Below are 19,495 nucleotides of genomic sequence, written 5' to 3'. Positions count from 1 at the left end.
TTTTTATACTCTATATACTGATATTAGTACCAAGTGCTAATAACAACTAAAAAGGTGGCGAATGATGTTGAGACGAACGAAAAAAGAGCGACAGCGACTATTATCTGAAACGATAGCTGAAAATCCATTCGTCACAGATGAACAGCTAGCAACGCAGTTTCAGGTTAGTGTCCAAACAATCCGTTTAGATCGTATGGAGTTAGCAATTCCTGAATTACGAGAACGAATTAAAGATGTTGCTTCGAAAACATATGAAAACGAAGTGAAATCACTTCCAATAGATGAAGTAATTGGTGAAATTGTTGATATTGAATTGGATAATCGTGCATTATCTATTTTTGACGTAAAAGAAGAGCATGTTTTTCAGCGCAATGGCATCGCACGTGGACATCATTTATTTGCACAGGCAAACTCATTAGCGGTAGCGGTAATTGACGATGAACTAGCTTTAACAGTACATTCAAACATTACCTTTGTGAAACCTGTTAGAGCTGGAGATCGTGTTATTACAAAAGCAATCGTTATTGGACGTGATGACGAAAATCATCGTACAAAAGTAGAGTTAACATCCACTGTTAACGGTGAAACAGTTTTTGTTGGTGAATTTGATATGTACCGCACGAAAGGTAAAGGTGAACAACAATGAAATTAGCGCTTGATGGAATGGGTGGCGACAACGCACCAAAATCAGTTGTTGAAGGTGCTTTATTAGCATTAGAGCAAATTCCAAATTTAGAAATACAATTATATGGTCAGCGTGAAAAGCTTGAACCATTATTAAAAATACATGATCGATTGACAGTAGTACATTGTGAGGAAGTTGTGGAAGGAACAGACGATCCAGCACGCGCTGTTCGTCGGAAAAAGGATTCATCGATGGCGCGAATGATGGATGCGGTTGAAGAAGGAAAGGCGGATGCTTGTCTTTCTGCGGGTAATACGGGTGCTTTAATGGCAGGAGGATTATTTAAAGTAGGACGTATTGAAGGGATTGCTAGACCGGCTTTAGCCACTACATTACCGACATTGGACGGTAAGGGCTTTTTAATGCTTGATTTAGGGGCAAATGCAGATGCGCGCCCTGAGCATTTATTGCAATATGCGATTATGGGCGATATTTATGCGAAAAAGGTTGGCGGCTTACAAAAGCCACGTATCGGCTTGTTAAATATCGGTACTGAGGATAAAAAAGGGAATGAATTAACAAAGGCTACTTTCGAGCTATTAAAAGAAGCGGACTTGAACTTTATCGGCAACGTAGAAGCTCGAGATTTACTTGAAGGGGTAGCGGACGTTGTTGTAACAGATGGTTTTACAGGTAATATGGTGCTGAAATCGATTGAAGGTACGGCTGGCGCGTTATTTTCAATGCTTAAAGAGGCGTTTATGTCTTCAACAAAAACAAAAATATCGGCAGCCCTTATGAAAAATAATTTACGTGACTTAAAAAATAAAATGGACTACACAGAGTATGGTGGTGCAGGTTTGTTTGGTTTACAAGCACCTGTAATTAAAGCGCATGGTTCATCCAATGCAAAAGCAATATACAGTGCGATTCGCCAAGCAAATACGATGGTAGAGCATACAGTCATCTCGACGATTACAGATACAGTACGCCACTCAGAATTTAATTAACTTCTTTCAGCTGGTGTCCAAACACCCTCTGAAATAGAGGAACTCAGTCTAAGAACGCCACGTCCTGTGGCAACGACTGAGTGACCAACATCATGTTGCTGACGCTACGTTAGCACTGCGCTTTCGCACAAAAAACATCATGTTGCTGACGCTACGTTAGCACTGCGCTTTCGCACAAAAAACATCTGTTGGCCTAAAGCCTCCGGCCGATTCCGGACGCAATTATGCCGAGGCAAAATTGATTAAAAAGGGGATTAATACAAAATGACGAAAATAGCATTTGTTTTTCCAGGACAAGGTTCTCAAGTAGTTGGAATGGGGCAAGAGTTTGTTGAGAATGCGGCAGAAAGTAAAGCATTTTATGATCGTGCAAATCAATCACTTGGTTTTGAGCTATCTAAGCTTATGTTAACGGGACCAGCTGAGGAGCTAACATTGACATACCATGCACAGCCAGCACTTTTAACTACTGGTGTAATGGTTGCAGAAAAATTACTTGCAGCAGGAATTAAGCCAAACTATGCAGCTGGACATTCACTTGGAGAATACAGTGCGTTAGTAATCGCCGGTGTGTTAACGTTTGAGGATGCTGTTTCTGTCGTTCATAAGCGTGGTCTTTATATGAATGAAGCTGTACCAGCAGGGCAAGGTGCAATGGCAGCCATTTTAGGGATGGAGCTTGAAGCACTACATGAGGTAACTGAACAAATATCTGCAGCAGGTGATGCGGTTCAGGTAGCGAATGTAAACTGTCCAGGACAAATCGTTATCTCTGGTACAAAGGAAGGGGTCGAAAAGGCTTCGTTAGCGGCAAAGGAAGCGGGCGCAAAACGAGCAATTCCTTTAGTTGTTAGTGGACCATTCCATTCAGAGCTAATGCGTCCTTCATCTGAAAAATTAAGCGGAGCGTTAGCTGAAATATCATTGTCAGCTCCGCGAATCCCTGTAATCGGCAACGTCATGGCGAAAGAATTAGAGGATGTTCCTGCTATTCAACATGAGTTAGTAGAACAAGTATATAGCGCTGTGCAATGGGAAGCATCTGTGCGTGAAATGATTGCACAAGGTGTGGATGTCTTTATTGAGTGTGGACCAGGCAAAGTGTTAAGTGGATTAGTGAAAAAAATCGACCGATCTGTTGCGACTTATTGTGTTTATGATGAAGCATCATTAGAGGCTGTGCTAGAAGCGGCGAAGGAGTGGACAATTAATGCGTAAATTAGAGGGGAAAGTAGCTGTTGTAACTGGTGCTTCGCGTGGAATAGGACGCGCTATTGCATTAAAGCTTGCTGATGAGGGTGCTAAAGTTGTTGTTAACTACAGTGGCTCACAGGCAAAGGCAGAAGAAGTTGTCGCGATGATTCAAGAAAATGGCGGCGAGGCTATTGCTGTACAAGGGAGTGTTTCAAAAACAGAGGAAGTTACAGCATTAATGGATGCAGCTGTGAAAACATTCGGTTCACTTGATATTTTAGTAAATAATGCTGGTATTACTCGTGATAACTTGTTAATGCGTATGAAAGAAGATGAGTGGGATGATGTGTTAGATACAAACCTTAAAGGTGTTTTCCTTTGTACAAAAGCAGTAACACGTCAAATGATGAAGCAACGTGCAGGTCGTATCATCAACATTTCATCGATTGTCGGTGTAGCTGGTAATGCGGGACAAGCAAACTATGTAGCTGCCAAAGCAGGTGTTATTGGATTAACTAAAACGACTGCAAAAGAATTGGCATCACGCAATATTTTAGTAAATGCGATTGCACCAGGATTTATTGAAACAGAAATGACGGATCAACTACCAGATGATATAAAGCAAGGAATGCTTACTCAAATTCCTCTTGCTAAACTTGGGCAGCCAGAGGATATCGCAAAGGCAGTAGTATTCCTAGCTTCAGATGATGCAAACTATATGACGGGGCAGACGCTACATATAGATGGCGGCATGGTGATGTAATTTCAATTAGTCATAAATAATAATTTTTTGTATAATCATTTGAGGGGAGGTGAATGTTTTGACTACAGTATTAGAACGCGTAACAAAAGTAATCGTGGACCGTTTAGGTGTTGAAGAAAGTGAAGTTACTCTAGAAGCTTCTTTCCGTGATGATTTAGGTGCTGACTCATTAGACGTAGTTGAGCTTGTAATGGAGCTTGAAGACGAATTCGATATGGAAATTTCTGATGAAGATGCTGAAAAAATCTCAACAGTTGGTTCTGCAATTTCATACATCGAAAGTAAAATAAACTAATTTCGTTTAGCTTTATTCAGCATAAATTTATCACCGCTATCGGTGTTGACATGAACGCAGTCATAGTTTTTATACAATAAGTGTTTATGAATTAGTTGAATAAAGTTAAAGCCTATGGCAGAGATTACTCCTGTTTTTTGCTTAAATGTGAAGAGCAGATACTATACTAAGGTGTATTTAAAAGGGTACGAAACGGTTCGTTTTTCGAACTGTGAACGTCCCTTTTTTATTTTGGATAAAAATTTGCGAAAAAATTTCCAAAACGTTGTATTTCAGCCGAAATACTTTTGCATAAATGCCGTGAAAAAGGTACACTAAAACGGTAGAAACTATTAGGAAGGCAGATTGTTCAATGGCTATGAAAAGAAGAGGAACTATGCAGAAATCTGGCGTACTTCCTGAAAAAGTACGCAATCAATTCGAGCTGTTACAGCATGAATTAAATATCACATTTATTAATAAAAATCTATTGTATCAAGCATTCACACATTCATCTTATGTGAATGAGCATCGCCGTAAATTGTTTACGGATAATGAGCGTCTTGAATTTTTAGGAGACGCAGTACTTGAACTGTCTGTTTCTAAATACCTTTTTGAGAAATACGCTAATATGAGTGAGGGTGAGCTAACGAAGCTACGAGCATCCATAGTATGTGAGCCATCACTTGTGATCTTTGCAAATGAATTAGGATTCGGTCGCTTTGTATTACTCGGAAAAGGTGAGGAATTAACAGGTGGACGGGAACGCCCAGCGCTACTTGCAGATGTATTTGAGTCATTTGTAGGTGCCCTTTATTTAGATCAAGACTTACAAACGGTTGTGTCCTTTTTAGAACGAATCGTATTCCCGAAAGTAGAAGTCGGTGCTTTTTCGCATGTGATGGATTTTAAAAGTCAATTGCAAGAAATGGTACAGCAAACAAATAACGGTCTTCTTCATTATGAAATTATTGATGAAAAGGGTCCTGCACATAATCGTACCTTTGTATCGAGTGTCCTATTAAATGGACAGGAGCTTGGTATTGGGCGTGGGAAATCAAAAAAAGAAGCCGAGCAGCAAGCTGCGCAATGTGCAATGCGTGCAATGCGTGACCAAACTGCAAAAGAGGAGGCTTAATAGATGTTCCTAAAACGACTCGAAGTGATTGGCTTTAAATCTTTTGCGGAGCGCATTGGAATTGATTTTGTACCCGGTGTTACAGCGGTTGTTGGACCAAATGGCAGTGGAAAAAGTAATGTCACTGATGCTATTCGTTGGGTACTTGGGGAGCAATCTGCAAAGTCGTTACGTGGGGCAAAGATGGAGGATGTTATTTTTGCTGGGAGTGACTCACGTAAGCCACTAAACTTTGCAGAGGTAACGTTAATTTTAGATAATACCGATGAACAGCTTGCTTTTTCATATACAGAAGTCAGCGTAACAAGACGCGTATACCGTTCAGGTGATAGTGAATATTTATTAAATAACCAGCAGTGTCGCCTGAAGGATATTACGGACTTGTTTATGGACTCAGGACTTGGAAAAGAGGCCTTCTCCATTATTTCACAAGGCCGTGTAGATGAAATTTTAAATAGCCGACCTGATGACCGTCGTTCGATTTTTGAAGAGGCAGCTGGCGTATTAAAGTATAAATTACGAAAGAAAAAGGCAGAGCATAAACTTGTTGAAACAGATGAAAATTTGTATCGTGTTTTAGATATTTTACATGAACTAGATAGTCGCCTGGAGCCGTTAGAAATTCAGGCATCAAGTGCAAGAGATTATGTGCAAATGTCAACAGAGTTAAAGGATTTTGATATCGCCATCCTTGTGCACGATTTGAAAAATTGTGCACAATCTTTGCGTGCTTTGAAAAATGAGTACACAGAGCTATATGAGATAGAACAAAAACAAGCACATAATATTTCTTCAATTGAAAAGCAAACTGTAGGCATTCGTAAGCTTTTAAAAGAGCTAGATAGCTATTTAGATACTACTCAGGCTGAGTTTGTTAATGCGACGATGGAGGTAGAGCGTTGGGATGGTCGTAAAGCGTTAATGGCTGAAAAGCGACAAAATACTTCTAATCAACTACTACAATTGAATACAGCATTACAAGAAGCAAAAAATGAGGTTGAGGCTCTCGTTGTTCAAGAACAAGAGAAAAAAGAATTGTTCGCTGAAAAACAACAAGAAGTATCAGAGCTAAAACAAAGCCTCAAGCAATTGGAACAATCTTTAAACCGCTCTGTTTCTGAAATTGAACAAGAAATTGAAGAACAAAAAAACCGATATATTGATTCCTTAAACGAAGAAGCAACAATCAAAAATGAATTAAAAAATATCGATCAGCAATTAGCACAACAAAAAGCGACGGCAGCACGAATGACAGATCAAACTGATGAAATCGGGCAAGAGCTTGCGCAAATTTTAGCGGAGAAAGAGAAGCTAGTGGCTGCCCATGCAACAACAACTAATGAATTGCAGGAAAAGCTTGAGCAATATGAAACATTGCAAATACAGCTTAAGAACGTCAATGCATCGTTTAATGAAAAGCAGGATATGCTTTATAAAGCCTATCAGCATCAGCAGCAATTGAAGGCTAGAAAAGATACGCTAGCTGAGCTTGAAGCAGATTTCTCTGGGTTCTTCCATGGAGTAAAAGAAGTATTGTTAGCACGTGATAAAGGTGAATTAGTTGGAATTGAAGGAGCTGTTGCGGAGTTAATCCAAGTTGGTGGAAAATATTCTCAGGCTATTGAAACAGCATTAGGAGCAGCCTCTCAGCATATTGTGACAACCGATGAACGACATGCTCAGCAAGCCATTCATTGGTTAAAACAAAAGAGAGCTGGACGCGCAACATTTTTACCTAAAACAGTCATAAAGTCACGTAAAATCAATCTTTCTGCGATTCAGGTAGCTACTGAGCACCCAGCATTTGTCCAAATGGCTGATGCACTTGTTACGTTCGATGAAGACAACCGCACAATTGTCGAAAACCTCCTTGGCAATGTAATCGTTGCATCAAATTTAGAAGGTGCAAGCCAAATTGCTCGTTTATGTGGTTTTCGATATCGTGTTGTAACACTGGAAGGTGATATCGTCAATGCAGGCGGTTCATTAACAGGTGGTGCTGTGAAGCAACAATCTTCACTCTTTACTAGAAAAGCGGAATTAGATGGTTTAATCGTGAAGCTACAATCGTTAGAAGCTTCCATCTATAGTGCTGAACAGGCTGTTGTAGCTGAAAAAGAGAAACTTGCAACATTACGAGAAAAAGTGGAGCAATTGAAGCTTGACGGAGAGCAATTACGAAAAGATGAAATGCAGCAGGCAAGTCGTATTCGCGAGCTAGAGGTTGTCGAGAAAAGCTTATCTGCTCGAGTATCTTTTGCTTCTAATGAGACACAAGATGTAAAAACACGAGAAGAAGCATTGTTAGCTCAAAAGGAAGCAGCTACAGAGCGTTTAGTGGCACTAGCAACCGAACTGTTAGAAATTAATGAAACAGTGGAACAACTAAGTAAGGCGAAGCTGCAAAGTGAGACGGAGAAGGATGTACTTCGTGAGCAATCGGCGGAAAAACGCTCGCAGTTAGCGGTTATGCAGGAGCAAATGTCGCAAGTGCAAATTGCTACTGCTGAGTTAGACCTACAATTAAACAAAGCTCGTCAAAAGGTCGAAAAAATTTCTCGGGAAATAATATGGCTTCAATCTGATGAATCGACAAAACTTTTAAGCGATGAAGAAGTGGATGAGCAGGTTGCTACATGGAAAGCGAGAAGAGATTCACTACAGGACATAATTTCACAGAAAAAAGATGAAAAAGTAGCACAACAACAAGAGCTTACTACTTTAGAAGAACAGCTGAAGGAATTGCAACGTACACATAAAGGCTATCTTGAAGCAATACGTGCTAATGAATTGAAGCGAAGTCGCGTAGAATTTGAAATAAATAATTTCAATGAACAGCTAGAAGAAAACTATCAGCTAACAGTAGAGGAAGCTGAGGAGTTGGCCCTTGTTATTGAAGATGAAGAGCATATGCGACGTCGAGTGAAACTGCTGAAGAAATCTATAGAGGAGCTAGGTCCTGTTAATTTGAGCGCCATTGAGGAATACGATCGAGTGCTTGAACGTCATTCATTTTTAACAGAGCAGCGTGAAGATTTACTTGCTGCACAGGAAACGTTACATGAGGCTATTAAAGAGATGGACGAGGAAATGACGCTACGCTTTAGCGAAACCTTCTATGCCATCCGTGAGCAATTTAAACATGTATTCCGTGAATTGTTTGGTGGAGGACAGGCAGATTTAGTGTTATTGGACCCTCAAAATCTGCTAGAAACAGGTATAGAAATAGTAGCACAACCACCAGGAAAAAAATTACAAAATCTAAGTTTGCTTTCAGGTGGTGAACGTGCACTAACAGCAATCGCTTTATTATTCTCTATCTTAAATATACGACCTGTACCATTCTGTATTCTTGATGAGGTAGAGGCGGCATTAGATGAGGCAAATGTTGTTCGATATAGCCAATATTTAAAAAGATTTAGCCGTGACACGCAATTTATTGTGATCACACATCGTAAAGGAACGATGGAGGGAGCGGATGTGTTGTATGGTATTACAATGCAGGAATCTGGCGTATCTAAACTTGTATCAGTAAAATTAGAAGATGAACCCGTACTTGCGGAGCAAAGGAGCGAACAAGCATGAGTTTTTTTAAACGTTTAAAAGACAAATTGGTTGGCAACCCAGCCGAGGAAGAAAAAGTAGTTGAGATAAATGAGGAAGAAGTTGCTGAACAGAAGCTAGATGATGCAACAGAGCCTGCTCAAATTGAAGCAGCTATAAATGAAGTAGAGGAGACTTCTGTAACGGACAGTCCAATTGAAACAGAAAATCCTGTAGTAATTGAAGATCAAGAACAACAAGAACAAGAACAAGAACAAGAACAAGAACAACAAGAAGTGCAAGAGGTCGCGATAGTGGAAGAACCTGTGAAGGAGAAAAAACCTTCTGCATGGTCTATTACACAAAAATTCAAAGCCGGACTAGAAAAAACGCGTAATTCATTTACTTCAAAAGTGAACGACCTAGTTGCTCGTTATCGAAAAGTAGACGAAGATTTCTTTGAAGAATTAGAAGACCTATTATTACAGGCAGACGTAGGCTTTGAAACAGTAATGGAGCTGATGGACAAATTACGCTTCGAAGTCCAGCGTAAAAATATAAAAGATACAAATGGTATTCAAACGATTATTTCTGAAAAACTTGTAGAAATTTATGAGCAGGGAGAAGAAGATTTAATCGACCTTAATATACAGCCTCAAGGTGAGCTTACTGTTATTTTATTCGTTGGCGTAAATGGAGTTGGGAAAACAACAACAATCGGTAAACTTGCCCATCGTCTAAAATCACAAGGTAAAACGGTTGTCTTAGCAGCAGGTGATACTTTCCGTGCTGGTGCCATCGATCAATTACAAGTTTGGGGAGACCGTGTTGGGTGTGAAGTGATTAAACAATCGGAAGGCTCCGATCCAGCAGCGGTTATGTATGATGCAATTCATGCAGCGAAAAATCGTAAAGCAGATGTGTTAATTTGTGATACAGCTGGACGTCTGCAAAACAAAGTGAACTTAATGAATGAGCTTGAAAAAGTTCATCGAGTAATCTCTCGAGAGGTACCGAATGCTCCGCATGAAGTACTATTAGCATTAGATGCAACAACAGGTCAAAATGCACTTGTGCAAGCACAAACGTTTAAAGAAGCTACTAATGTAACGGGAATCGTTTTAACAAAACTTGATGGTACTGCAAAAGGTGGTATTGTCCTTGCCATTCGCAATAAATTACACATTCCTGTGAAGTTTATTGGTCTTGGTGAAAAAATGGATGATTTACAGCCGTTTGATGCTGAACGTTATGTGTATGGCTTATTTGCTGATGGTTTAGATAAAGAATTACAAAATAGTGAGGATTAGGTTTATCATCAAAAGTTGTGAATGACTTTTGTTGAAACGTATACTATGTTAATAAGTTGATTGGAGTGGAGGCTGGACGCCCCAAGGAAAGCGCCCAGTCGGAACGGAAATCAACCACACGTTTTGGTGATGGTCCGAGGATTAACATTTAAGTAAGTAAATTTGTAATTGCGCTCGTCTGTGCAGGGGAATCGCATTGTTTAAAAGGGAAATACTAGCTATAGGTGAAAAACGCCTGTAAAGCAGTTAATTAAGGCTTTTAGACAAGGAGATTACCTTGACACATGCGGGCGCTTTTCGTTATGATACAAATGACTAATTACGGGAGGAGAAATATTCGATGCTACTTGAAAAAACAACACGCATGAACTTTCTCTTCGACTTTTATCAAGCATTATTAACAGATAAGCAACGGAGTTATATGGAGCTCTATTATTTAGATGATCACTCACTTGGAGAAATCGCTGAATCGTATGGAGTTTCACGTCAAGCTGTTTATGATAATATTCGTCGAACAGAAGCGATGCTTGAAGAATATGAAGAAAAACTATGTTTATTGGAAAAATTTCAACAACGTACACAAATGCTTGCGCAGCTAACAACGGGGATTACAGAACGAAGTATGACAGTTGAAGAGCAGTTAGCGCTTATAGAACAGTTGAAAGAATGGGATTAGGAGGCGAAAGCAATGGCTTTTGAAGGATTAGCGGAACGACTCCAAGGGACAATCCAAAAGATTAAAGGTAAAGGAAAAGTATCGGAACAAGACGTTAAAGAAATGATGCGAGAAGTCCGATTTGCTTTAATCGAGGCGGATGTTAACTTAAAAGTAGTCAAAGAATTCGTTAAAAAGGTCAGTGATCGTGCTGTCGGTGTAGATGTTATGCAAAGCTTAACACCAGGTCAGCAAGTTATTAAAATCGTACAAGACGAATTAACAGAATTAATGGGTGGCGAACAAAGCCCAATCAAATTTAATACGAAGCCGCCAACTGTCATTATGATGGTCGGCTTACAAGGTGCGGGTAAAACGACGACTACAGGGAAACTGGCAAATGTGTTACGAAAAAAATATAATCGTAAGCCACTACTAGTTGCAGCAGACGTTTATCGCCCAGCAGCTGTTCAGCAATTACAAACATTAGGAAAACAGTTATCACTACCTGTTTTTGCATTAGGCACTGATGTATCCCCAGTAGAAATTGCACGTCAGGCAATTGAATTGGCAAAAGAAGAGCATCATGATGTTGTGATTATCGATACGGCTGGTCGCTTGCATATCGATGAAGATTTAATGCAAGAATTAAAAGATATTCGTGCATTAAAAGAGCCAGATGAAGTATTCCTTGTTGTGGATGCTATGACGGGTCAGGATGCTGTAAACGTAGCAGAAAGCTTTAATGAGGCAATCGGCATTACTGGGGTTGTTTTAACAAAGCTTGATGGTGATACACGTGGTGGTGCGGCATTATCAATTCGTTCAGTAACACAGAAGCCGATTAAATTTGTCGGGATGGGCGAAAAAATGGATGCACTCGAACCTTTCCATCCAGAGCGTATGGCGTCTCGTATATTAGGAATGGGTGACGTGCTATCGCTTATTGAAAAGGCTCAGGCAAATGTTGACGAAGCAAAGGCTAAAGAACTAGAGGAAAAATTTAAAACCCAAACCTTTACTTTAGATGATTTTGTTGAACAATTGCAGCAAGTAAAGAAAATGGGGCCTTTAGATGAAATTTTAAAAATGCTACCAGGCGCTAACAAAATCAAAGGCTTAGACAATGTTAAAGTTGATGATAAGCAAATGGGCCACGTAGAAGCGATTATTTATTCGATGACAACTGCCGAAAAGACGAATCCAGAAATTATTAATGGCAACCGTAAAAAGCGCATAGCGAAGGGTTCTGGGACTTCAATTCAAGAGGTGAATCGTCTATTAAAGCAGTTTGATGAAATGAAGAAAATGATGAAACAAATGACAGGCATGGCGAGCGGTAAAGGGAAGAAAAAGATGAAATTGCCGGGCTTTGATTCATTGTTTAAATAATAATTTATAGGTGTTAAGAAAAAACACTTTACAAACAACCTAAACATTGATAATATACTATCTTGTGTGAAACTTATTCGGAGGTGCTATTAAAATGGCAGTTAAAATTCGCTTAAAACGTATGGGAGCTAAAAAATCTCCTTTCTATCGTATCGTAGTTGCAGACGCTCGTTCACCACGTGACGGTCGTTCAATTGAAACAGTTGGTACTTACAACCCACTTACTCAACCAGCTACTGTAAACATTGATGAAGAGAAAGCTCTTAAATGGTTAGCTGACGGTGCAAAACCATCAGATACAGTGCGTAACTTGTTCTCAGAACAAGGTATCATGGAAAAATTCCATAACCAAAAATTCAGTAAATAATCGGGGGCGACATTTTTGAAGCAGCTGATTGAAGCAATCGTTTTACCGTTAGTCGATTATCCAGAAGAAGTTCGTATAGAGACGGATGAAAATGCAAATCGAATTGTTTATAAACTTTTTGTTCATCCAGAGGATCGAGGGAAAGTCATAGGCAAACAAGGGCGAGTAGCAAAAGCGATTCGTACAATTGTTTATTCAGCGGCGGGTAGTCACCATCAAAAAAAGACCTACGTCGATATATTGGATTGATAGAAAAGATTTTCACGCTCTTTTACATGCAACAAGCACTTGAGAGTCCTGATAGGTATGTTTACATGCATTTAGGAATTCGAAGTGGCTTTGAGGTGAAGCGTAAAATCTGGACTAAGAAGGAAGGAGCTTGCGAGTTCCTTCCTTTTTTTATCTTTATTCATTATTGTAATTACATTGAGAGGTAATTGACCATAATGACATGGAGGAAGACTGGTCAACGTCTTAGCTAAAACATCATCCGCCAAAAGTTAATCTGCTTTCTTAGATAAAAGTGAGAGATGGTTACTTTTGATCTGGCTAGCTAGTAGCTTGACGTGGATAGCATTTTTTATATGAGGTGAGATTTAAATGGAATGGTTTAATGTAGGTCGTATTGTCAATACGCATGGTATTCGCGGTGAGGTACGTGTATTATCAACAACAGATTTTGAGGAAGAGCGCTTCGTAGTAGGAAATAAGCTTGCGGCGTTTAAAAAAGACGATAAAAAGCCAACATGGGTAACAATTGAATCAATGCGTCGTCATAAAAACTTTATTTTATTAACTTTTGAAGGAATGCACAATATTAACTTGGTAGAGCCTTTCAAAGAAGGTATGCTCAAAGTGACGAAGGATCAAATGTCAGATGATTTATTAGCGGAAAATGAATATTTTTTCCACGACATAATTGGTTGTTCAGTGGTTTCTGAAGAAGGTGAAACAATCGGAACGGTGATTGACATTCTTCAAACAGGTGCAAATGATGTGTGGGTAGTCAAAGGTGCTAAAAAAGAGCATTACATCCCGTATATCGAAGACATCGTCAAGGGAATTAAAGTTGATGAGAAGAAAATTGTGATCCACGTAATGGAAGGCCTGCTATGATGAATATTCATGTGTTAAGTCTGTTTCCTGATATGTTTACAGGCGTTTTTGGTGCATCAATTTTAAAGAAAGCACAGGAAAAAGGTGCAGTAAAGCTGGAAGTAACTGATCTCCGTGGATTTTCGGGTAACAAGCATAATCAAGTGGACGATTATCCGTATGGTGGTGGCGCGGGAATGGTGTTGAAACCGGAGCCGATGTTTAGCGCTGTCGAGGCCATTACTGCAGGAAAAAATCCTCGTATCATTTTGATGTGTCCACAAGGTGAACGCTTTACGCAAAAAAAGGCAGAAGAGCTAGCACAAGAACAAGAACTAGTATTTTTATGTGGTCATTATGAAGGCTATGATGAACGTATTCGTCAGCATCTTGTCACAGACGAGATTTCAATTGGAGATTTCGTCTTAACTGGTGGAGAGCTAGGGGCTATGACGGTAATAGATAGCGTTGTACGACTTCTACCGGGGGTTTTAGGACAAGAGGACTCTCACATACAAGATTCGTTCTCAACGGGTCTTCTAGAGCACCCGCATTATACACGCCCTGCTGAATTTCGCGGAATGAAAGTACCTGATGTTTTACTATCGGGCAATCACGCAAAGATTGAGCAATGGCGTACGGAAGAATCCTTGAAAAGAACATTCGAGCGTCGTCCTGATTTACTCGAGAATTATCCATTAACAGACAAGCAAAAAATGTATGTAGAAAAACTTAAAAACAACAATAAAGATACTTGATTGCTATCTATATTTATGATAACATCTAATCTGTACTTCTATGTGAAGTACTGAATTACGGTGTTCCGCTGTGGCATAGATTGCGTGCAAGAGCATCTGTCTAAGGAGAGAAAAACAATGTCAAACATTATTACAGAGATTACAAAAGCTCAGCTTCGCACTGATCTACCAACTTTCCGTCCTGGTGATACTGTTAAGGTACACGTGAAAGTAGTAGAGGGTACTCGTGAACGTGTCCAAGTATACGAAGGTGTAGTAATTAAACGTCGTGGTGGCGGTATTAGCGAAACTTTCACAGTTCGTAAAATTTCTTACGGTGTAGGTGTTGAACGTACATTCCCTGTACACACACCAAAAATCGCTAACTTAGAAGTTGTACGTCGTGGTAAAGTACGTCGTGCTAAACTTTACTACCTACGTAACCTACGTGGTAAAGCTGCTCGTATTAAAGAAATTCGATAATAATGACTTAAAAGTGAGGGGCTTGTGCAACAAGCCCCTTTTCTTTTTGCTTGTCATCTTAAATAACTATCATCTAAAATGAAGATAGACAAGGGGGCAAATCTCGATGGAAAAACAAGTGAAAGAAAAGAATGAATTATGGGAATGGACAAAGGCACTTCTAATTGCATTTGCGATTGCGGCAATTATTCGTTATTTTTTATTTACACCCATTGCAGTAGATGGCGAGTCCATGATGCCAACCCTTGAAAATGGGGACCGTATGATTGTCAATAAGATTGGTTATAAAATAAGTGAACCAAAACGCTTTGATATTGTGGTGTTCCACGCTCCAGAGCAGAAAAACTATATTAAACGTGTTATTGGACTACCAGGAGACACGCTAGAATATAAAAATGATCAATTATACATTAATGGTGAACCAATAGACGAACCTTATTTAGATGCCTACAAATCACAAATTACGGAAGGTACATTAACAGAAGATTTTACATTAAAAGACATTGATGTAAAACTAGATGTAATTCCAGAGGGTTATGTTTTCGTTATGGGAGATAATCGTCGATACAGTAAGGACAGTCGTCATATTGGACTTGTCGATCAAAAAGAGATTATTGGAAATACAAGTCTAATTTTCTGGCCGTTTAGTGATATAAAAATTGTAAAGTAACGCATGAAAGGGAGGTCTAACACTCCCTTTTTCTTTTAGTTTAGGAGGAAATGAAAGATATGACTATACAATGGTTTCCAGGGCATATGGCGAAGGCCCGCAGACAAGTAACAGAAAAATTAAAGCTCGTTGATATTATTTTTGAATTAATAGATGCACGTTTACCTCTATCTTCGCGTAATCCGATGATAGACGAAGTGATTAATCAAAAACCGCGTCTCCTCATCTTAAATAAAGCAGATATGGCAGATGAGCAGGAAACACGTAAGTGGGTAGAGTACTTTGCACAACGTGGTCATAAGGCAGTAGCCATCAATTCTCTTGAAGGCAAAGGATTACAGCAAGTGACAAAGGCTGCCCAAGAAATATTAAAAGAAAAATTTGATCGTATGAAGGCACGTGGGATGAAGCCAAGAGCCATTCGTGCAATGATTGTTGGGATCCCGAACGTAGGGAAATCGACGCTAATTAATCGCTTAGCGAAGAAAAATATCGCAAAAACAGGGAATACTCCAGGGGTAACTAAGGCTCAGCAATGGATAAAAGTTGGTAAGGAGCTTGAATTACTCGATACACCAGGTATTTTATGGCCGAAGTTTGAAGATCAAGAAGTAGGCTACAAATTAGCCTTAACAGGTGCTATTAAGGATACGATAACAAATATGGAGGATTTAGCTGTATACGGCCTACGCTTTTTATCCAATCATTATCCAGCACGTATGGAGGAACGCTACGGCTTCCAATTTGTCCATGAAGATTTAGTTGAAACCTTTGATCATATAGGTAAGCTACGTCGTGTTTTCGGTCCTGGAGGAGAAATCGACTATGATCAAGTAGCTCAACTGATCGTTCGAGATATTCGTGGATTACAATTAGGCAAACTAACATTTGACTTTGTTGACGAACAACTTGAAAAAGAAGCAGAGCAGCAATAAGTTAAAAACTGTCATACTCACTTTGCAGATCGTGAGCATGGCAGTTTTTCTTTTAGGAATGCCTCTTCTTGCCGATAAATGATATAGAGCGAGAAAAATAATGATAACTTAAAACGGGTGTTAACTCTTCATTTTGGTGAAGAACCACAAAAAGGGAATACATACTGGGAGAGACGCCCGAGACAAATTGATACGTAAAATTAGCGATTAACTTTTAAGAACCAAAAAGGGAGTAAATTTATGAAAACGATTAAAGAAATAACAGCAGCATTGAAGGAAGCTGAGGAATGGCAGGACTGGATGACAGAAGTAGCAACTGATGAAAGAGCAGGTGTGCAAAGGGCTTGGCAAAGCTGGAACAAGCGTCAAGATAAAAAACAACAGTTATTACAGGAGCATCAAGCAAAAGTTGATTTCGATCGAAGCTATGGAGGAGTAAGTGCTTTAATCGCAGGTGTAGATGAAGCAGGGCGTGGACCATTAGCGGGCCCAGTAGTAACAGCTGCTGTTATTTTACCTGCAGACTGTGAGATGCTTGTCGGATTAAATGATTCAAAGCAATTATCTCAAGATAAACGTAATGCCTACGCTGCTTTAATAAAAGAACATGCAGTAAGTTATTTTATCCATTTCCAATCAACACAACAAATTGATGAATTAAATATTTACGAAGCGACAAAGCAATCGATGAAGATAAGTGTAGAATCGTTAACTAGTAAGCCTAATTATGTCCTAGTTGATGCTATGACACTGCCAATCTCCATTCCACAGGATTCAATTATTAAAGGAGATGCAAAAAGCTTAGCTATTGCAGCTGCATCGATATTAGCGAAAACAGCTCGTGATGATTATATGGATCAATTGGACAAAGAATTCCCTATGTATGGTTTTGCTCAGCATGCAGGATATGGTACAAAGCAACATTTAAAAGCACTTGAAGAATTCGGTCCAACCATTCATCATCGCAAATCGTTTGAACCGATAAAGTCAATGTTTTAATAACTAGCATACTAAAAATAAAAAATAGGACACCAATTACGCCAAAGAGTAATTGATGAAAGGAGTATGTATATGACAGCGACATCTTTTAATCCGATTCAGATGCAACAAGCTGCTATAACCGCAACTAATCAGCCACTTGCTTTGAAACAGGGACAAGTATTTCATGGTACGATTAAACAATTATATCCAGATCAAATGGCAGAGATACAAGTTGGCCATCAGAAGTTTATTGCTAAACTTGAAGTTCCACTAAAAGCAGGTGATGCCCATTTCTTTCAAGTAACTGGTACAAACCCGCAAACCGAATTAAAAGTTGTTACGGGACCTATGACGCAAACGGCTTCCCAAAGTCAACAAATCAATCAGTTACTTGAATCGATGAATTTGCCTAAGTCAGCTGAAATGCAACAGCTTCTAGCCCATTTTATGAAAGCACAGCTACCGATTTCAAAGGATCAGTTGATGCAGGCAGAAATGTGGATAAAGGCATTACCAGATGGCATGACTAAACTAGATGCTCTACAAGCTATTCAAAAAATGGTGGAGCTTAAAATGCCAATGACAAATGACGTTTTTCAAGCTCTTATTAGTGGGCAAAAAACTACCGGCATGATTTCTGTAATGGAAAACTTTACACAGCTTTTAGCTAAAGATACAGCTTTACCAGAAAACATCAAGCAAAATCTAATGCAACAGGTACAGGCAATTGCAAAACCTTTTGAAGTAGAAACAGGTGGTTTAGTACTAGCCAAGTCTATACAAATATTAACGAATAATGCGTCTTCTATGAGTGAAAAGATTCAAGCTATGAATATGTTAAAGGAGGCTGGGATATTACCTCAGCAGGCAACCTTGCAAAACTGGTCAAGTCTCAGCGGTGTAAACTCCGTTCAGCCTAATCAGCTTCAACACGCTGGACAAGTTATTCAAACGATTCTAACGGCACAACCTGACAATACAAATCAGCTTGTCGACCAACTTAAATTATGGACAGCGAATCAAAGCTTGTTAACCAATGAACAAAAGCAACAAGTAAATCAACTGATCGATCGATTGAATCAGCTACCAGCAACTAAACAAACGCTAGAGATTTTTGCAAAGCAGATGCAAGAACAACTTATCAAAGCATTTGCTGAAAATTCCTCGGAGCGTTTATTTACACAAGACGCCAATGCTCTTTCAGTGAAGGACCACTTACTATCGCTTTTAAAGCATGGAGCAACTACCCCATTACAAAACGACGCATTCATGCGAAATCTTATGAAAAATAGTGTTGAATCGCCGCAATCAATGATTCAGCAGATTGTTACGCAAGCAGATGCCCATGTACAAAATTCCATGGATAGTAAAGCAATGGAACATGCACTGAAAACGGTATTAAAAAATCTAGGAATTAGCTATGAGGCGACACTTAGTAATAAGTCAGCCGATTTACAGGAGATTGCCCATCAATTAAAACCTCAGCTTCATACGTTATTGCAGGAGACACATACTACTCCACAGCTGAAGGAAGCGGCAGAAATGTTAATGGCGCGTATGAACGGTATGCAGCTAGCATCAGGCGAGAATGGTCATCAGCATCAGCTTGTTATGCAAGTACCATTGGAATTCTTCGGCAAGAAAATGGATGCAACATTACAGTGGAATGGACGCATGAAGGATGATGGTAAAATTGATGCCAATTATGCGCGTATATTATTTTATTTACAAATGGAATCAATGAAAGAGACGGTTATTGATATGCAGGTTCAAAATCGTGTCGTTACTGTGACGGTATTTAATGAAAATGATGATATTATTCCACTTGCAGAACCACTAAAAGCAGCTTTAAAAATAGGCTTAGCTGAAAAAGAGTATCAACTTTCAGGCGTTTTTATTAAGCAATTTGAAAAAGCTCAACCTGAAAAAACAACCTCTGTATTAGAACAGCAGGAGGAACATAGTGGGGTGGATTTCCGCGTATGAGTGAAGAAAAATTTACTCGAAAAGAGGCTATTGCGCTCACGTATAAGTTAGGAAGCTTTGATAGTCCAACGGTAGTAGCGAAAGGAAAAGGTAAAATAGCAGAAAATATTTTAGCGCGTGCGAATGAGTATAATGTGCCGATTTATGAGGATCCTAACCTTGTTCAATTGCTTGGACAATTAGATTTAAATGAGTCGATTCCTGAAGAATTGTACCAAGCTGTCGCTGAAGTTTTTGCATTTATTTATCGGTTAGACCAACAACATGCGCAAATATATAGAAAAGATAGATAATTCTAATTTTCGCAAAAATCTGTTTTAGTACACAAAGTAGAAGA

20 protein-coding genes are annotated in these 19,495 nt (G+C 39.3%); all 20 read left to right on the top strand.

What is annotated here, in order from left to right:
• The first annotated feature begins 67 nt into the window (after positions 1-67).
• The 20 genes from fapR to ACB089_RS19265 all read left to right on the top strand — a co-directional run bounded on the left by fapR (position 68) and on the right by ACB089_RS19265 (position 19,451).
• On the top strand, positions 68-646 hold the full coding sequence (gene fapR, locus ACB089_RS19360; RefSeq protein WP_368635484.1) for a transcription factor FapR: 579 nt from the start codon (positions 68-70) through the stop codon (positions 644-646).
• The gene (plsX, locus tag ACB089_RS19355; RefSeq protein ID WP_374963528.1) at positions 643-1,635 is read left to right on the top strand and encodes a phosphate acyltransferase PlsX; all 993 of its coding nucleotides are present in this window, start codon (positions 643-645) and stop codon (positions 1,633-1,635) included. The genes fapR and plsX overlap by 4 nt, the downstream gene beginning before the upstream one ends.
• A gap of 264 nt (positions 1,636-1,899) precedes the next feature.
• Complete coding sequence (gene fabD / locus ACB089_RS19350) at positions 1,900-2,853, top strand: ACP S-malonyltransferase (protein ID WP_374963527.1); 954 nt, start codon at positions 1,900-1,902, stop codon at positions 2,851-2,853.
• Positions 2,846-3,592 carry a 3-oxoacyl-[acyl-carrier-protein] reductase gene (gene fabG, locus ACB089_RS19345; protein WP_068983181.1) on the top strand — a complete coding sequence of 249 codons (747 nt, stop codon included), beginning with the start codon at positions 2,846-2,848 and terminating at the stop codon, positions 3,590-3,592. The genes fabD and fabG overlap by 8 nt, the downstream gene beginning before the upstream one ends.
• A gap of 58 nt (positions 3,593-3,650) precedes the next feature.
• Complete coding sequence (gene acpP, locus ACB089_RS19340) at positions 3,651-3,887, top strand: acyl carrier protein (RefSeq protein WP_068983180.1); 237 nt, start codon at positions 3,651-3,653, stop codon at positions 3,885-3,887.
• A gap of 352 nt (positions 3,888-4,239) precedes the next feature.
• Positions 4,240-5,004, top strand: coding sequence for a ribonuclease III (gene rnc / locus ACB089_RS19335; RefSeq protein ID WP_368635480.1), 765 nt, complete (start codon positions 4,240-4,242; stop codon positions 5,002-5,004).
• A 3-nt stretch (positions 5,005-5,007) separates the two neighbouring features.
• A complete protein-coding gene (smc, locus tag ACB089_RS19330) occupies positions 5,008-8,589 on the top strand; it encodes a chromosome segregation protein SMC (protein ID WP_374963526.1) in 3,582 nt (1,193 codons plus the stop codon).
• Complete coding sequence (ftsY, locus tag ACB089_RS19325; protein ID WP_374963525.1) at positions 8,586-9,857, top strand: signal recognition particle-docking protein FtsY; 1,272 nt, start codon at positions 8,586-8,588, stop codon at positions 9,855-9,857. Before smc ends, ftsY begins: the two co-directional genes overlap by 4 nt.
• A gap of 340 nt (positions 9,858-10,197) precedes the next feature.
• Positions 10,198-10,533 carry a putative DNA-binding protein gene (locus tag ACB089_RS19320; protein WP_068983175.1) on the top strand — a complete coding sequence of 112 codons (336 nt, stop codon included), beginning with the start codon at positions 10,198-10,200 and terminating at the stop codon, positions 10,531-10,533.
• Between the two features lie 12 nt (positions 10,534-10,545).
• Positions 10,546-11,904 carry a signal recognition particle protein gene (gene ffh / locus ACB089_RS19315; RefSeq protein WP_374963524.1) on the top strand — a complete coding sequence of 453 codons (1,359 nt, stop codon included), beginning with the start codon at positions 10,546-10,548 and terminating at the stop codon, positions 11,902-11,904.
• A 94-nt stretch (positions 11,905-11,998) separates the two neighbouring features.
• Positions 11,999-12,271 (top strand): 30S ribosomal protein S16, encoded by a 273-nt coding sequence (gene rpsP, locus ACB089_RS19310; protein ID WP_024362057.1) that lies wholly within the window; start codon positions 11,999-12,001, stop codon positions 12,269-12,271.
• A 15-nt stretch (positions 12,272-12,286) separates the two neighbouring features.
• Positions 12,287-12,520, top strand: a complete 234-nt coding sequence (locus tag ACB089_RS19305; RefSeq protein WP_004269410.1) for a KH domain-containing protein — start codon at positions 12,287-12,289, stop codon at positions 12,518-12,520.
• A gap of 351 nt (positions 12,521-12,871) precedes the next feature.
• Positions 12,872-13,387, top strand: coding sequence for a ribosome maturation factor RimM (gene rimM / locus ACB089_RS19300; RefSeq protein ID WP_374963523.1), 516 nt, complete (start codon positions 12,872-12,874; stop codon positions 13,385-13,387).
• Complete coding sequence (gene trmD, locus ACB089_RS19295; protein WP_374967597.1) at positions 13,387-14,124, top strand: tRNA (guanosine(37)-N1)-methyltransferase TrmD; 738 nt, start codon at positions 13,387-13,389, stop codon at positions 14,122-14,124. The genes rimM and trmD overlap by 1 nt, the downstream gene beginning before the upstream one ends.
• Before the next feature lie 117 nt (positions 14,125-14,241).
• Positions 14,242-14,586 (top strand): 50S ribosomal protein L19, encoded by a 345-nt coding sequence (gene rplS, locus ACB089_RS19290; RefSeq protein WP_049668419.1) that lies wholly within the window; start codon positions 14,242-14,244, stop codon positions 14,584-14,586.
• A 106-nt stretch (positions 14,587-14,692) separates the two neighbouring features.
• A complete protein-coding gene (gene lepB, locus ACB089_RS19285; protein ID WP_374963522.1) occupies positions 14,693-15,256 on the top strand; it encodes a signal peptidase I in 564 nt (187 codons plus the stop codon).
• A 59-nt stretch (positions 15,257-15,315) separates the two neighbouring features.
• Entirely contained in the window at positions 15,316-16,191 is an 876-nt protein-coding gene (gene ylqF, locus ACB089_RS19280) for a ribosome biogenesis GTPase YlqF (RefSeq protein ID WP_368635475.1), read from the top strand.
• 240 nt (positions 16,192-16,431) lie between these two features.
• A complete protein-coding gene (locus tag ACB089_RS19275; RefSeq protein ID WP_374963521.1) occupies positions 16,432-17,190 on the top strand; it encodes a ribonuclease HII in 759 nt (252 codons plus the stop codon).
• A gap of 72 nt (positions 17,191-17,262) precedes the next feature.
• Positions 17,263-19,158 (top strand): hypothetical protein, encoded by a 1,896-nt coding sequence (locus ACB089_RS19270; RefSeq protein ID WP_374963520.1) that lies wholly within the window; start codon positions 17,263-17,265, stop codon positions 19,156-19,158.
• Positions 19,155-19,451, top strand: coding sequence for an EscU/YscU/HrcU family type III secretion system export apparatus switch protein (locus ACB089_RS19265; protein WP_374963519.1), 297 nt, complete (start codon positions 19,155-19,157; stop codon positions 19,449-19,451). The genes ACB089_RS19270 and ACB089_RS19265 overlap by 4 nt, the downstream gene beginning before the upstream one ends.
• Positions 19,452-19,495 lie beyond the last annotated feature (44 nt).

It is taken from the genome of Lysinibacillus sp. RS10, assembly GCF_041956855.1.
In the GTDB taxonomy this organism is placed as follows: domain Bacteria; phylum Bacillota; class Bacilli; order Bacillales_A; family Planococcaceae; genus Lysinibacillus; species Lysinibacillus xylanilyticus_A.
The sequence above is the reverse complement of the archived record's forward strand: the minus strand, read 5'-3'. Positions and strand labels throughout refer to the sequence as shown.